The following is a 14,873-nucleotide window of genomic DNA, read 5'->3' on the forward strand; positions in this document are numbered from 1 at the left end:
TACTATGACGATTCAAATCTCACAACGACAGGTCCTAAGGCGCGATAAGTGGTTGCTGTCTTGCCTTACTTGGGTGCCGATCTTATTGGCAATCAGTATTTGGGGGGTATTCTCTGCAGGCATTGCCAGAGATCTTCCTATTGGCGTGGTCGATTTACAGCACTCACAGTTGTCACGCAAGATGATTCAATCTCTTGATGCCTCATCCACCCTTTCTGTTGATTACCACTACGTCAGTTCAACAGAGGCCAAAAATGCGATGATTGAAGGTGATATCTATGCCTATGCAGTGATTCCCCCTCAATTTGACCAAGACATTCTTTTGCATCGACAACCGCAGCTCTCCGTCTTTTTCAACAGCCAATACATTTTGGTTGCGAAGTTGATTAACTCCGCGGTCGCGCAATCTCAAGGGTATTTTGATGCTCAGCTTGAAGCCATGGGTAATCTAGCGAAAGGCAATACCACAACGTTAGCCGCCATTGGGCAAGCCGTGCCGATTTCCACCCAGATTACTGCTCTGTTTAACCGTAACACTAACTACGCTCAGTTCTTGGTAACCGCGATTGTTCCAGCTATCTGGCAAATCTGTGTCGTGGTCAGCACCATTTTGATCCTCGCGGCGCATTTCCGTTTATATGGTAATGGCCATAACAGCTTCGCGTTCTTAGGCGAACGTCCTTTCACTCGACTAAGCAAAATTCTGAGCCAGTACATTCCTGTATTTATGGCACAAGGCGCGCTGTTCTTAGTTTGGTTCTATGTGGTGCTAGATTGGCCGATGGAAGGCAGTTATCTGGCAATGTTATTCGCGCAATTCGTAACGACCATTGCATGCATCATCATGGGGGCATTGTTCTTCTTCCTATCCATGGACCCAGCACGCGCGATGAGCTTTGCTGGCGCATTTACCGCACCGAGCTTTGCATTCATGGGCATCACCTTCCCAGTTTCAGACATGAACACATTGGCGCAAGCATGGCGAAGTCTACTACCGATCACTCATTACATTGAAGTACAAGTGGATCAAGCAAATTACGGCGCTAGTGTAGCGCAATCTATCGGCTCCCTATGGCCGATGGCTGGGTACGTTATTCCGTTATTGATGACGGCGGCTTTGATGGCAAAACATCGTAATACCGCCTTACTCAATAGCGCAACTGGTGCTGATGGTAAGCAGGGGGCAATATGAACTTATGGCAATTGATTAAAACCGAGTTACGCTCAGTGATGACCAATCCTGTCGTGGTACTGACTGTCTTTGGTGGCGTAGTGTTTTACTCGTTCTTATACCCACTTCCGTACGCGCAACAAACGCCAAGAGAACAGCCGATAGCGATCGTGAATCTCGATGGAAGCCAAACCAGCTTGAAGCTTGAGCGTATGGTCGATGCGACGCCACAAGTTAAAGTTGTGACACGCCTACACACCATTGCTGACGCGAAACAAGCGTTCTTAAATCGTGAAATCACCGGTTTCTTGGTGATTCCAGAACACTTCTACAAAGATTTGATGCTTGGCAGCAGCCCTACTCTGGCTTATGCGGCTGATGCCTCTTACTTCTTGGTCTACGGCACCGTGGTAGAAGGCTTGGCAACAGCAGGCGGTACGCTTGGTGCTCAAGTTAAAGTAAGCAAGATGGTGATCGATGGCGTGCCACTAAGCATGGCGAGCCACGATTACTCTGCGATTAAGCTGAACATGAAGCCTACCTTCAACCCAACGATGGGCTACATTGAATACGTGGTGCCAGCGGTGTTTGTTCTGATCCTTCAACAAACATTGATCATGGCAGTCGGTTTGCAAACGGGTACACAACGTCATGGTCGCGGTTATTGGTCACAAGTTCCAACTGGCGCTCTACTATTTGCCAGAACATTAGTCTTCGTCGCTATCTACTACCTACTTAGCGCCTACTACTTTGGCTTCAGTTTTGAACGCTTGAACGTCAACCATGTCGCCAACGCAGGTGAGCTACTCACCTTGTTATTGCCATTCTTACTTGGTTGTTGTGGTTTAGGTTTGTGGCTCGGATACTTGCTACCAAGACGCGAGCTGGTGACATTGGTCGTACTGGTTAGCTCAATGCCATTAATCTTCTTGGCAGGCTTTATTTGGCCAGTTGAGTCGATCCCTGCCCCGCTACTTTGGTTTGCCGATTTGAGCCCAAGCACTTGGGCAATCAAAGGCTTTTTATCACTCAACCAAATGGGCGCAACGTGGCAGCAAGTCGCAAAACACTGGACTGCTCTTTGGGTGCTTACAGTACTTTGGGGCGGCGTTGCTTACTGGATTGCCAAACGCAATACCAAACCAGTAGTAACGGAAAGCTTAGGTTAACGGCTTTTCATCCAATTAAGAAAGGGGCTCACGTAGCCCCTTTTTGTTTGCTCGGATATTCTAGTAACTGAGTTGAGTAGAAGAGTCACTGGCTTATTTCTGGACGAAAACACATTAGGATATAGATTCTAACGTGCCAAAATTGGATTAGAAAAAGTATCTTGAAGCCTTAGTTTTTTAAGGCCGCCTAGAATCATTAGGACTTACAGTACTCCTCTTTAACTAAATTGGCTTTTCCTCCGTAATTATATTTTTAGATAAATCTTTTAACTTTTTAATGAACACATCCCAGTTATAACCAGCAATACCACCAATAGATAAATACCCTAAAGTGGCAGTGTAATGGTCTTTTGTATCAAGCCCCCCGGATAACACTACTAAGCCACTTTGAATAATGGCGAATGCTAGAGTCCCTATTATCAAAGCTAGTAGAGGAGAAAACATAAATCCCCAAAGGTGGTCTTTATCAAAGGCTTTTTCGATTGCCTGATATCTGTGGAAAGACACAATAGCTAAAAGAGCACCTCCAAGGACTGCTCCAACTTGTGTAAAAAGTAATGAAACAGCTACGCTTGGCAAAGCATGATCTTTGTCGATAGCCCATAAGGTTGAAATGCTGGAAAAGTTAGATACCCACCCATCAATGAGTAGCCAGATAGCTCCTAAAGTACAAACAAAAATGTATGGTGGAACTAAATACAGCAGAAAACCACCATTACTTATTTGGGATAGAGTTTCACTTTCTTCACTCGTGTTGGAATAGCTCATTTATTGCCCTTTAATCCGCTCTCTACGGTATTTCAATTTTTTGATCGTTGAATTAGACACTTAGTTCGTCAAAGAAGCTAACTGTAACTGGTATATCACTGTCAGCGTTATCGTACGAAACAGGAACGGTTTGCTTAAACAGCAACATTACTTTCAATTCGTTTATAGATTTCAGCTTCAAGTAATCTCTTAATTTATCGATGTTTTCATCCAAAACTTGGAAGCGATCCATGTGTTTCCTTAGGCGATCTGGCTTGCCATCTGATTTTATCACGCCTCGAAATTCATATGTTTGTTTTGCTATTTCACCTTGAGTTTTGGCAAACTCTAAGTCTTTACATTCAACGAGGTAGACGATTTTTTCGGAAGGGTTCCATGCGAGTACATCAACATCACCAAAGTCTTTCTTGGTTCTTTTTTTAAGAATCTTGCTGACCTTCACATCAGCCTCAACTTTCCAGCCCAAGCTATTGAACTTGTCAGCGGCTTCTTGGTTGAATCTGTGCCCTGACTTATTTCGTTGCTCTCCAATCCATTTTTTCATCGCCTTGGTGTAGAAAAATGAGCCGTCTAGAGTTGCGTCAAATGAATTGGATAAGCAATACAAAACCCCTCTTCTTATTAAGCTTGGGGCTATAACAAGCTTATCTCCAAGTATGATTAATGGTCTCGCTGTCAATGACAACCTGCGTCGATATCTCCATGGAGAAATATCGCTTACGCGATAACCTGAAGATAATGCCATCCAGCTGGATCTTTGTGGTAGGGTAAATCTATCTATAAAAGCTTTCAACGCAGCATCAGATACACCACTAGCATTCGATTGATAAAACAGCTCTGAGCATGAGATTTCATAGACAGCTTTGTTTTTTTCGACCCCAATATTTTCAAAAACATCTAAGATTTTTCTGGCCTCATCGATAGATACCCCAAACTCTTCATGCCAAGCAGCCTCGAACTCTTGACCTAGTAGACCGGCAACCTTTTCATGAACTTTTGGTTCAGAGAAATGATCATCATATTTATTTGAAGCATGTTTTATCATCACTGTCTGAACGGACTTACCATAAGGGTTTACTACGGTGTCATACGCAGTGTGATCGAATTGTACATCACCATATGTGGAAAGCCTTAGATGGGGCTTAACCAACTCATACATAATCGAATCTGAAAGATTGCCATATTGGAAAATTGCGGTTGCAAAAGTTATTAGTTTAGTTAAATCCAGATGATTTGGAACTTTTCCGCCATCATCTAAGGATTCACAGATGGCCATTTCGATTAGAATCCTAGACCCCGTAAGTGCAGAATTATTTGAAGAAATTCGCTCCAATACGACTGAATATACATCATCCTTATCATTATGAAGTCCAAGCATTGCTTTGAAAGTACGCTGCCAATGCTCAATATCTGCTTCTATAGCAGTATGATTTTCAAGCAAGAAAATAATTAGTGCTTTCTTGTTAAAAGACCCCAAGTATGACTGAATTTCCTTCCAAAGATTCAAAGTTAAATCTTGTAAATATTGCGTGCATTCAGTTATGCCGTAGATATTGCATGGCTCGGTATGGCTTTCCGACTTCCATGCTAACCCAATTTTAATGGTGGCATCATCAAAACGGTCTAATGCTAAAGGTTCTGGTAAGCTCATTTTGACGTAATCCAGAAAGGATTGTGCGGTGAGCATATGCACTTCTTTACCATAATTATCTGTAAAAACATGACCTAAAACACTTTCAACTAGCTCATCATGGTCATTACATTCAACAGACTCTTTTATGAAAACAGTAAGCAATGACTTTATGATGGTTCTTTCAGCAATGTTATCGGCCCGATGAAATGCAAGAAAAAAGTTTTTTAAGAACTTACAGCTTATATGCAGACTGCCGTCTACTACAGATGTAGAGGTCTTTATTAAATTGCTTAGAGTTTCTGGGGCAAGAACTTGAGATACTTGAGTAGGGACATCAATATCTTCAAATTCAATCTTAAAACAAACATTAGTGTATGATGAAGAGCAGGCTAATTCAGATAACGCAAAATCAGTCCTATATATCCAATTACAGACTCCATGCCACAATCTATATAAAAGGTCTTTATTCTGGTTTTCATTATGTAATGGAATACACCACCATGAGCATAGATTCCCTTCGATCAAGCCTAGCAATTGACCATTTTCAAGGTTATCTATCGATCCATAAATTGGTTTGAAACGGTCTTCTTTGAAGTAACTACTTGTAGTCAACCTTCTGACAGAAATTACCTCACCATATGGGTTTAAAACTTTATGTATATCGTCCTCATTTTGAACTTCCCAACGAACATCTAACAGAGCATTCTGTGTGATCATCATAAATATTGATGATAAGTTACCAACGTCTTCATCAAATGCTGAATGAGGGATAATGTTAAAATCGTTTTCTTTGGCCCAGCTATATAGATTGAGTAAGCCGTTTACATTTTGAGTGTGGACTCTAACATCATGTACTCTTTGTTTAGCTTCAATCAACCGCCAGAAAGTAAATGGATTCATACTAGTGATTCGATTGAATGTATCTAAATCAGGTGCAGGGACAGATTCTAAAAGCCAGTTGCTAGACTCCGATTCACCTTCAAGTGATATCATTACTGAGCGCCCCCAACCACAGCCAACAAGAATGCTAAGGCCGCTCTTAAACCCATCTCTTTTTGACGAGTAGCCATGCGCTTTCTGAATTCTTTCCGCAATAGCACTTTCTAAGTCAGAGTTCGAAGTCGATGCACCGTTAACAAGTCCATTTTGATAGTCGCAAAAATCATCAAAAAACAATAAGAAATGTACGTATCTATGTCCATCAATACCAACGAGAGCGTCTGCACCGACAATACTTCCTTTTGAATCTATAAATGGTGAGAACGGTACATTACTTATTTTGCCCAGTAACCGCGAGTCTTCAGAAAAGAATCTAGCATATCTGACTTGCATGGCATGTTGTAGCTGATCTAATAAACCAAACCTATTAGCCTGTTCGATCACAAAGAGACGAATTGCGACACTTATTGCTGTTGGCAAAGCTAAGATATAAGAGCCATCTTGTGCCCTGTAAATAGGCTTACGTTCTAATGAGGAGCTTCCAAAAGCTTCATTAGTAAGCGAAATGAGATCTGAGTTTTCAAAAATAAATGGCTTAAGGTCCTTCTCTGAGATTCCCAGTTGAGTTAGGTCATCCAAGGAAAAACTGACTATATTACGTTTTTCAGTTGATATATAAGAATGGAAGTCCCATTCAGAACGAGGGTAATCACTCCCTTTCTGATAACGATTCAAACTTTTCCTAAAAATGGACTCATTCGATAAGATGAGGATAGCTATTACTGATTTCTTTATACCTGAAAACGGTTTATTGTCTGGCATTTCATCTATCAGGTCGATAAAGATTTGTGTATAGAAACATGAGCTTTCCCAAAGCCCATTGAGGATCATATACGACCCTTTGATTGAATTGGCTACCCCAACCATCGTATCTTCAGCCGGATCTTCCCATGAACCAATATATGTAGAATGAATGCCATCAAATAATCGACCTATTTCAACCGCATTTATTACTTTCTGACCACGATGAGATAGAAAAAGCTGATGAATCATCGCCTCAGTAGTTACCAAGTTACTATGGAGCTCTTCTTCGTATAGTAGTCCCGCTAGTTTTATAAGAGCGTCTTCAAAGTCAAAGCCATCAATTAGCTCACTGATATTATGAGCTGTCCTAAATTGTCCAAAAGTAGGACTCATCATTTGTTGGCTAGCACTTAACATAGCTGAATCGGAAAAATCCATATCATCAATATTCATATCTACAATTCTTGTGTTTTTAGTTGTATTTAAAAGACATTTTTACCGCTTTAGAAGCAACTCAAGTGGGTTAGCAACATGGGTAGTGGCTTCACTGACTTCATCTAAAACAAAGTCTAGTGCTCTCTCTCGTATCCCACGCTTAACCTTGCAAGGGCAAACTAAGGCTTTGTAACGTAACAGTGCATTTTTGATGGTATCGTGAGCATCAGTAATCCACAGTTCGTTATTAAGAAACACCACCGCCAGCTTCGCTCAATATTTCAACAGGCTCATGGCTTTCTTCAAGAAGAATAACCATCTAAAGATGCAAGTATTCTGCATTTGACTCATACCCATCCGACTCTTTCACGCAAGCAATCCCTCGCGTAAATCTAGAGTAGTGCCAATAGATTTTTGGATTAATTGGTAAAGACTCTGCTGGAAGTGGGTATGGTTCGGGTAACATCATGATTTTCCGAGTTTAGCGATCAGACTACTAATACAAATAATTGTATTATATGTGCAACCACAGACATAATAATATGTGTAAGATCAATTAATTAACTATAAACACCATGTTCGAAGCGAACATATTCTTACATTCATCGCAACACAGATAAGTATTAGAGAAAATAGCCCAAATGATAACTTGGAGGCATGAAGCTTAAGCGGCGGGCAAACTTACAATAAACAAAAACGGTTTAGATCAACAGAACTAAACCGTTTCTATCAAGTTAGAAAAAGGTTCTTCAAACCATAAATCGTACTACGAACCTATCTAACGGAAACTTGGGATAATTGCTGGTATCCCTGGTAGTAGACCAACCAACGCCATTACGCTTGTTAACACAACAAACATAATGCCAGGCAACACCCAACGGCTCATTTTACTGAGTTCCCCACTACGTTCTTTGCAGCCGACTAAGCCTAAGTTATCTAATAGCATAGTGAGCGACCAGCCAAATGCAGGGTTAACGAGCGCTGAAGAAAATACAACAATCGCCGCCGATTGAGTGGTTTTCCCTTCGCGCGTCATCTCCATTCCTGCTTCTAGCAAAGGCACAAATACCCCAACAATGAGCGCAACACAAAGTACTGGTTGCCATATCGCTAAATCCATTGGGTAGCCCCAAACCGCGGCGATGATACAGAACAGTGCCGTCAGCAAAGCACCAGCAGGAATAGGACGTTTAGCGATAGCCGCAGGAACGATGTAAGTCCCCCACGAAGACGTAAAGTTAGTACCACCGAGCAGAGAACCGAACGTCTGACGAATTGACGCAGTGGTCATCGTATCGTCGATGTTCATATGTACTTTTTCTGTACGTTCTGGATAGCTGATTTTTTGAAACACTTGATGCCCTAAAAAATCTGGCGACCACATGGCTACGGCCAAAATAGCAAAAGGCAGTACGACCATGAAGTGTTCAATCGTCGGTAAACCTAGCATCCAGCCCGTATCTTCCCCCCACCAATACATAGGATTCATATTGGGTAAGCCGGGCTCGGTTTGAAAAGAAAACGGCGCGCCCATGGCAAAGGCTAACGTACCGCCTAACAAGCAACTAAGAGGGACTGCTAGCCAACGCTTACGAAAATGTTCCAGCAATGCATATAAAATAATGGTGCAAAAGATCACGACAAAAGCGATGTGACTCATCCCTATTCCCTCAGCCCAAGCGAACAGCTTTTTCACTTGAGAGACGGTTCCAACAAAGCCTAGGTAGAGTAATAAGCCGCCACACACGCCTTTACTGGTAAGATTTGCCAACATGCTGCCACCTTTACTGATGGCTAACAGTATGCCAAAGGCGCCAATCAGCAGACCAAAGGCCATAGGGTGCCCGCCTGCTGCAACGACGATAGGAATTAATGGAATGAGTGGGCCGTGTGTACCCGCGAGGTTTGCGGTCGGTAATAGAAAGCCTGAGAAAAGAATAATGAAAACAGAGGCGATGAGTAGTTCATAACGAACATTTTCTAAAATAAAGCCTTCGTTCAACCCTAGCGCACCGGCAAAGGTTGCTGCGATGGCTCCCACCATAACGACTTTACCAATGGTCGCAGCCATCGCTGGAATGGTGTCTTCTACCTCGAATCGATAATCTTTAAACGGCAAATTGGGACGCCAACGTTTAGGCGCCATGATTTGCAACTCGTGCTCTAAATATTGTTCTCGGGACTCAAACTCCGAACTTGGTTTATGTTGTTGCTCATAAGTGAGTTCATCCTCACTGGCTTTAGGCTTATCTGTTCCAATATGTACGGACTCTAAAGTGCTGCTCATTGTGATTCCTTTCGTTCACACTCTAAGGTGTGTTTTTCCAACCAACGTTGTTTACTCACTAAACGAAGATTAAGCGAGTCATTGTCTATAAATTCTCTGTTATACCAATCGTAGTAAATAACTGGTCATTCTAGCTTGTTAAAATACTCGATAACTGCGTTGCAATTTTTGATTGTAGAATAACTACTTATCGAAAAATTGCGCCTTGTTCTCAAGCATTTTCCCTACGCTATTTCTGATCACTTATTTACTGTGATTGGTATTACAAGAACTCGATGACTGATCTTTATGAACTCTTAAAATTCAGTTGCTAGTACCTTATACCAAACGAAAAAATACAAATAGTCTCAGGTGGTTAGACATTAGTCGTAGGTTTCGGGCTAACGGTATAAGCGTTGTAGTGGGATTGGATAGAACTAGCCCAAGGTCTTTGGCGAGAGCGAACAAAAGGTGTGGAAGCGTGGTGAGCCGACAGCACAGAAAGCTTGGGTTAGCGGCTTTTTATCCAATGAAGAAAGGGGCTCACGTAGCCCCTTTTAGTCTGTTGATTCATTTATCGCAATTAGTCTAACAGCGCATCAACTGGATAACATTTTTCGAAACACTCGCTGCTTCAATGTCTTCCAGCGCACCAGCAACAAACCAATGGCGATTAGGATATAGATGGTTGGCTCTGCTACCTCTGACTTCACCGACCAATAGAAATGAATCGGCGCCAGTATCGCAGCTAAGTATACCCAGTTATGCAGTTTTTGCCATTTAGGACCCATTTTACGTTGTATAGATTGAGTCGAAGTCGCCGCCAGAAGTAACAAGATTACCCACACTGCCGCACCAACGGTCAAGTAAGGGCGTTTGACGATTTCGGAGGCAAGCAAACTCCAATCTAACCCTAAATCAAGTACCGCAAACGCAACCAAATGAAGCACTGCCCAGAAAAAGCTGTAGAGCCCGAGTAGTCTCCTAACTCGAACTAACAAACCCTGCTTGGTCCAACGCGCAAGCGGAGAAACCAGCAAGGTAATAAACAGCGTATTCAGCGCGCTAATACCCGTGTAATGAATGATGCCTTGAACAGGGTCGCCACCTAAGTTGTCGGTATTAATCGCAATAACCAGCAGACCTAAGAAGCCTAAAGAGACAAGGTGGATGAGGACCTTAAGCGCAATGATGTGTTTTGGCGTCAGCTTTCTCAATAGAACTTCCTCAGGTCCATATTCTTATAGAGATGCGCCACCTCTTCTTCGTAGCCGTTGAACATCAATGTTGGCTGTCTGCGAGTGCTGAGCACACTGCCCTCCCCGATGAATCGCTCGCTTGCTTGGCTCCAACGTGGATGATCAACATTCGGGTTCACATTCGCGTAAAAACCGTATTCGTTCGGCGCTAAACGATTCCACGTTGTTGGCGGCTCTCGGTCAGTTAAACGGATTCGAACAATAGACTTGATGCTTTTGAAGCCGTACTTCCACGGTACAACTAAGCGAAGTGGCGCACCGTTTTGTGGTGCAAGCGTCTTACCGTATAAACCCACAGAAATCAGCGCGAGCGGGTTCATTGCCTCATCAAGACGAAGCCCTTCAACGTAAGGATATTCAATACTGCTGAACGAGCCTTGAGCTGGGAACTGTTTCGGGTCGTAGAGGGTTTCAAAAGCAACGTATTTCGCGCTACTTTTTGGGTCCGCCGTTTTGATGATGTCCGCTAAAGGAAAGCCAATCCACGGAATGTTCATTGACCACGCTTCCACACAACGTAAGCGGTAGATTCGCTCTTCAAGTGTGAACTTTTTAAAGATGTCATCGTAGTCGAGCTTAATTGGGTTATTCACCAAACCATCGATCTCAACCGTCCATGGATCAGACACAAACTCAGAAGAGTTTCTCGCGGGATCAGACTTATCGGTACCAAACTCATAGAAGTTATTGTATTTCAGAATCTTACTTTCAGGAGTAAGAGAAAGATCCGCTTGGTACTGTTGTGGCTTCGCCGCGCTAAGGTCAATTCGATTGTCTGAGACTGGCTTTTCCTTTGACGAGAAGATGTCCAAAATGCCAGCTTGTGCATTTGCAGCGAGCGGCATGCCGACAACCGCAATGCCAAGCTTTTTCAATATCTCTCGACGCTCTTTATAGACGGACTCTGGCGTCGCTTCGTTTTCAGATAAAGCCCAGCGATGATTCTTCTTAATCCACATAATCTTCCCCGAATGTGTTCATACTTTAGTAAATAGCGAACTGGTAATACGTTGATTTAAACAGACCGTAGCAAAAACAAATTTATTTCATAAAAAACAAAAAGAGACACGCATTCAAGTTAAGCTTTTTGCCCAGCAGAGTTGCTCTCATACTGCCTCTTTTTAGTTCATTATTAACCAAATCTAAAAACTGATTTAGGGATTAGCCCTCTTATCATTAACAATCGCAACTCTATACTGGCACTGTTCCCGAACTTTCGAATCAAGAGCCTTGTGATGATAGCGATTTCCTCGACCTTAAAATCCGTTCTCGAAAAAACACTGCCGCTGACTGTCGGCCTTTTTGCGATCATGTCAGTACAACTTATCGACGCAGTGTTTATCGGCATGCTTGGCGTGAACGAGCTTACTGTGCAAGGTATCACGATGCCGTTTCAGGCTGGCTTTATTGGCATTCAAGTCGGCATTGGTGTCGCAGCAACGTCGATCATCTCACATGCTTTTGGCGCAAATAATACGCGACGCGCAACAAATACCGCTTCACTTGCGTTACTGGTCGGTAGCGCTTTTATCGCTCTCATTGGATTTGCGTTGTGGTTGATGGAGCAAAGTGTGTTTTCTGCATTTGTCTCTGTGAAAGACAGCGGCGCACAATATCAGCAGCTCGAAACGTTATTTGGTCAGTTCTGGGGCCTATGGTTGCTAAGCGCACTATCCAGTGCCGTCCTGTATTTAATGACCTGTGTTTACCGTGCGAATGGTGATACTAAAGTCACGGGCTCTGTCTTTGTTATCGCAAGCCTTATCAACCTCGTGCTCGATCCGATCTTTATGTTCGTTCTAAACATGGGAATTGCGGGTGCTGCATTGGCATCGATGCTTGGCTTTGCCATCAGTGCGGGTTACATGATGCACAAAGCCAAAGGTCGTCAATGGTTCGCGCCTTTCTCTTCGGCTTTAGCTAGCAAAGACGATGCTGCTCTGCTGATCAAAACCACGATTCCAACCATGATGAATCAGATCTTACCGTCAGTCAGTGCTTTCGTGACGGTTATGTTCATCGCTCATCTTGGTACTAATGAAATCGCATTTTGGAGCTTATTAAACCGAGTGGAAAGCTTCTTATTGATCTTCACGCTAGCACTCACCATGTCATTGCCACCAATGATTGGCCGCGAACTCGGTGCCGAACGTTTTGATTCAATCCAAGCGCTCGTTCAATCAGCTTCACGCTTTGTGATTTTGTTCCACTTGGTCATCGCAACTTTGTTGGTGGTGAGTTTACCAATTGTTGTTCCTCTACTATCGGTGGACAACACAATGCAAGAGTGGTTAAAGCTAGCTCTTTGGGTGATTCCATTTAGCTATGGCCCTTTAGGTTTGTGTATGGTTATCACTTCTATCTTCAACGCATTGGGTAAACCCAAAACTGCCCTATTCGTTTGCTTTGTAAGATTGGTGGTTCTGTACATCCCAGCGATTGCTATCGGATCATTACGGGGTAACATTTTTACAATCGTCATCGCGGCGACAATTGCTAACGTTCTAGCAGGTTTGTTTGCATGGTTACAGCTTACTAGCTATGTAAAACAAAACTTGTCTGCGACTCAAGCGTCGATGTTGGAAGTGGAAATGGTAAAGCAATAACGGATTGTGAATTAGAAAAGATAAACGCCCACACTTTTGAATAAGTGTGGGCGTTTTTGTTCCAGGCGTTAGAGCGTATGTCACTTTCCTTTATGAGATGTTTTGGACATAAGCCTATCGTCCGTTTACTTTATTAGTAATATCAATAGATTTATCGCCAATATCTAACTTGTAAGGTTCTTCTTTTTCTAGTTTTTTAAAGTCCAATTTATTTAGGTCTAAGCTGAATATCTGTGGTGATTCATACATTCTCACAGAGTACTTTTTATTGACCAAATCAGATACGGTTGCCCACTGTGTATAGTCGTGAACCAGTTTGCCAGTGGAGTCTCTGCTCGTCCCCTGCGGAATATCCACGGTATTTAAAATGTGAAAAGCTAATGTCGTCGCGTCTTCTTTGCCCACACGAATATCTCTGCTCAGCGCCTCTTTTCTATATTGCATAGAATCCAAGTTGGCAGCCAAAATATCTTCATCATCCGTTAACTGATACACAGGGAAAGAGAAATTGGTCATCATCGACGCTCTCACAAAACGATCTAAAGGAGTCGAACTACCAGGAACTTTAGAAAAGCCTGTACCTTGAGCATTAGAGTTGCACTTAAATCGGCTTGCTGCATTATCATAGGTTTCAACATTAGGAGTCGCAGCGTGACCGTCATTATCTTGAAAGTTAAATGGCACCACATCAACATAGTTGTATCGGACATTCTCTTGCTGCCAAGCAATCAACGGGTCGTTCGTGAGCACTCCGATTGGGTTAAGGTCTGTAATCGTGAGTTTGCCGTCCACGTATTCCAATACAATACCATTGCCCAAAGCATCTTGAACATGAAAATGAAAATGCATTGCACTTGGTACTTTAGAGAAAGGATTGGCAACTAAGATTTTATCTTCATCTGGGGTATCGCTTTCTTTTAAGTCAGAGTCATTCTCATTGACTACCAATTTATCGTATTGGAGACCATCAATAACATCTTGGCACGTAGCGCAGTTAGACAGGATCCATGTAGTGATACTCGGATAATAAATCACCCCTTTGCAGTTTTTGAACTCTCCATCTTGCTTCAATGGTTCTTGATATTCAGATTGTACCAAAACCATAGTTCCAGACGTCAATCCTTCTTTATTCATACCATTGCTTGCAATATCGGCCAATATCTGTGTTACACCAACGCTTTCTTTGATTGAGGTAGAAAACCCATTCAAAGCAACAAAATCGTACTTGCCTTTCCATGTGTATAACTTGGTATTCACTAGGGAGATGTCTGGTCGTATAACAAATTCATCACTCTCAAAACTGTATGGCGTCAACTCCTTCGCTGCACCTTGTGTGTACTCATGCCCTTTGCTGCGGAAAAATAACTCTGATTTAAGACTTGGTCCTAACTCCATTGAACGACCAACTACGGGTATGTTCTTGTTTGGATCCAATGTCATCCCTGTAATGGAAAAATTAGTACACATATTCACTGTCCTTGATAAGTAGAGAAGTGGCGCCCAATGGTTACAAACATAAGTGAATTCCCTTAAGTGGTTGGTCCAGCTTATGCTGCGTATCTTTGCCTACCGAAATAAGCTTCATCAGGATTGAGGGTTTGATGGCTACATCTATTTAAATGAAACACCATGCATATCAAAATTTCAAGTTATGATTCTCTTTATGCGGAGTGAATTTTAGGCACAACTCCGTGTCGGTAGACATTAGAGTTTGAACAGCTTCTAGGAAAGTATTGGACAAAAACGCGTTACACTAAAAGCTCTGACCCACTCAACTGATATTAGAAAAAGTATCTGAAACTTTAGAGCTTAGAGGTTGATAT

General features: G+C 42.6%; 9 protein-coding genes and 1 pseudogene. 3 read left to right on the forward strand and 7 right to left on the reverse strand.

Translation table 11 applies throughout. The annotated features are described in order from the left end of the window. Positions 1-4 precede the first annotated feature (4 nt). Both BCT11_RS20300 and BCT11_RS20305 read left to right on the forward strand, forming a co-directional pair. A complete protein-coding gene (locus BCT11_RS20300) occupies positions 5-1,192 on the forward strand; it encodes an ABC transporter permease (RefSeq protein ID WP_038867505.1) in 1,188 nt (395 codons plus the stop codon). Next, on the forward strand, positions 1,189-2,340 hold the full coding sequence (locus BCT11_RS20305; protein ID WP_102389122.1) for an ABC transporter permease: 1,152 nt from the start codon (positions 1,189-1,191) through the stop codon (positions 2,338-2,340). The genes BCT11_RS20300 and BCT11_RS20305 overlap by 4 nt, the downstream gene beginning before the upstream one ends. A gap of 222 nt (positions 2,341-2,562) precedes the next feature. On the opposite strand, the gene BCT11_RS20310 is transcribed toward BCT11_RS20305, so the two are convergent. The 5 genes from BCT11_RS20310 to msrP all read right to left on the reverse strand — a co-directional run bounded on the left by BCT11_RS20310 (position 2,563) and on the right by msrP (position 11,403). After that, complete coding sequence (locus tag BCT11_RS20310; RefSeq protein ID WP_101960515.1) at positions 2,563-3,108, reverse strand: hypothetical protein; 546 nt, start codon at positions 3,106-3,108, stop codon at positions 2,563-2,565. A gap of 52 nt (positions 3,109-3,160) precedes the next feature. After that, positions 3,161-6,937, reverse strand: a complete 3,777-nt coding sequence (locus BCT11_RS20315; protein ID WP_102389123.1) for a hypothetical protein — start codon at positions 6,935-6,937, stop codon at positions 3,161-3,163. A gap of 760 nt (positions 6,938-7,697) precedes the next feature. Then, complete coding sequence (locus BCT11_RS20320) at positions 7,698-9,206, reverse strand: DUF3360 domain-containing protein (RefSeq protein ID WP_009704349.1); 1,509 nt, start codon at positions 9,204-9,206, stop codon at positions 7,698-7,700. Between the two features lie 578 nt (positions 9,207-9,784). After that, positions 9,785-10,402: a protein-methionine-sulfoxide reductase heme-binding subunit MsrQ gene (msrQ, locus tag BCT11_RS20325; RefSeq protein ID WP_042601364.1), complete on the reverse strand. Its 618-nt coding sequence runs from the start codon at positions 10,400-10,402 to the stop codon at positions 9,785-9,787. After that, on the reverse strand, positions 10,399-11,403 hold the full coding sequence (gene msrP / locus BCT11_RS20330; RefSeq protein WP_102389124.1) for a protein-methionine-sulfoxide reductase catalytic subunit MsrP: 1,005 nt from the start codon (positions 11,401-11,403) through the stop codon (positions 10,399-10,401). The genes msrQ and msrP overlap by 4 nt, the downstream gene beginning before the upstream one ends. Before the next feature lie 276 nt (positions 11,404-11,679). Here msrP and BCT11_RS20335 point away from each other — a divergent pair, with 276 nt between their 5' ends. Further along, on the forward strand, positions 11,680-13,050 hold the full coding sequence (locus BCT11_RS20335) for an MATE family efflux transporter (RefSeq protein WP_102389125.1): 1,371 nt from the start codon (positions 11,680-11,682) through the stop codon (positions 13,048-13,050). A 114-nt stretch (positions 13,051-13,164) separates the two neighbouring features. Here BCT11_RS20335 and BCT11_RS20340 read toward each other — a convergent pair whose 3' ends face one another. Beyond that, a complete protein-coding gene (locus BCT11_RS20340; RefSeq protein WP_230676722.1) occupies positions 13,165-14,517 on the reverse strand; it encodes a linear amide C-N hydrolase in 1,353 nt (450 codons plus the stop codon). A gap of 80 nt (positions 14,518-14,597) precedes the next feature. Beyond that, positions 14,598-14,729, reverse strand: a pseudogene (locus BCT11_RS28420) (IS3 family transposase); the annotation flags it as partial. Positions 14,730-14,873 lie beyond the last annotated feature (144 nt).

This window comes from Vibrio sp. 10N.222.52.B12, from assembly GCF_002875385.1.
GTDB classification, from domain to species: domain Bacteria; phylum Pseudomonadota; class Gammaproteobacteria; order Enterobacterales; family Vibrionaceae; genus Vibrio; species Vibrio jasicida.

Excerpts from the sequence above, each read along its gene's own strand:
- BCT11_RS20300 (WP_038867505.1), top strand. The coding sequence starts at position 5 with ATGACGATTCAAATCTCACAACGACAGGTCCTAAGGCGCGATAAGTGG.
- BCT11_RS20305 (WP_102389122.1), top strand. The coding sequence starts at position 1,189 with ATGAACTTATGGCAATTGATTAAAACCGAGTTACGCTCAGTGATGACC.
- BCT11_RS20310 (WP_101960515.1), bottom strand. The coding sequence starts at position 3,108 with ATGAGCTATTCCAACACGAGTGAAGAAAGTGAAACTCTATCCCAAATA.
- msrP (WP_102389124.1), bottom strand. The coding sequence starts at position 11,403 with ATGTGGATTAAGAAGAATCATCGCTGGGCTTTATCTGAAAACGAAGCG.
- BCT11_RS20315 (WP_102389123.1), bottom strand. The coding sequence starts at position 6,937 with ATGAATATTGATGATATGGATTTTTCCGATTCAGCTATGTTAAGTGCT.
- BCT11_RS20335 (WP_102389125.1), top strand. The coding sequence starts at position 11,680 with ATGATAGCGATTTCCTCGACCTTAAAATCCGTTCTCGAAAAAACACTG.
- BCT11_RS20320 (WP_009704349.1), bottom strand. The coding sequence starts at position 9,206 with ATGAGCAGCACTTTAGAGTCCGTACATATTGGAACAGATAAGCCTAAA.
- BCT11_RS20340 (WP_230676722.1), bottom strand. The coding sequence starts at position 14,517 with ATGTGTACTAATTTTTCCATTACAGGGATGACATTGGATCCAAACAAG.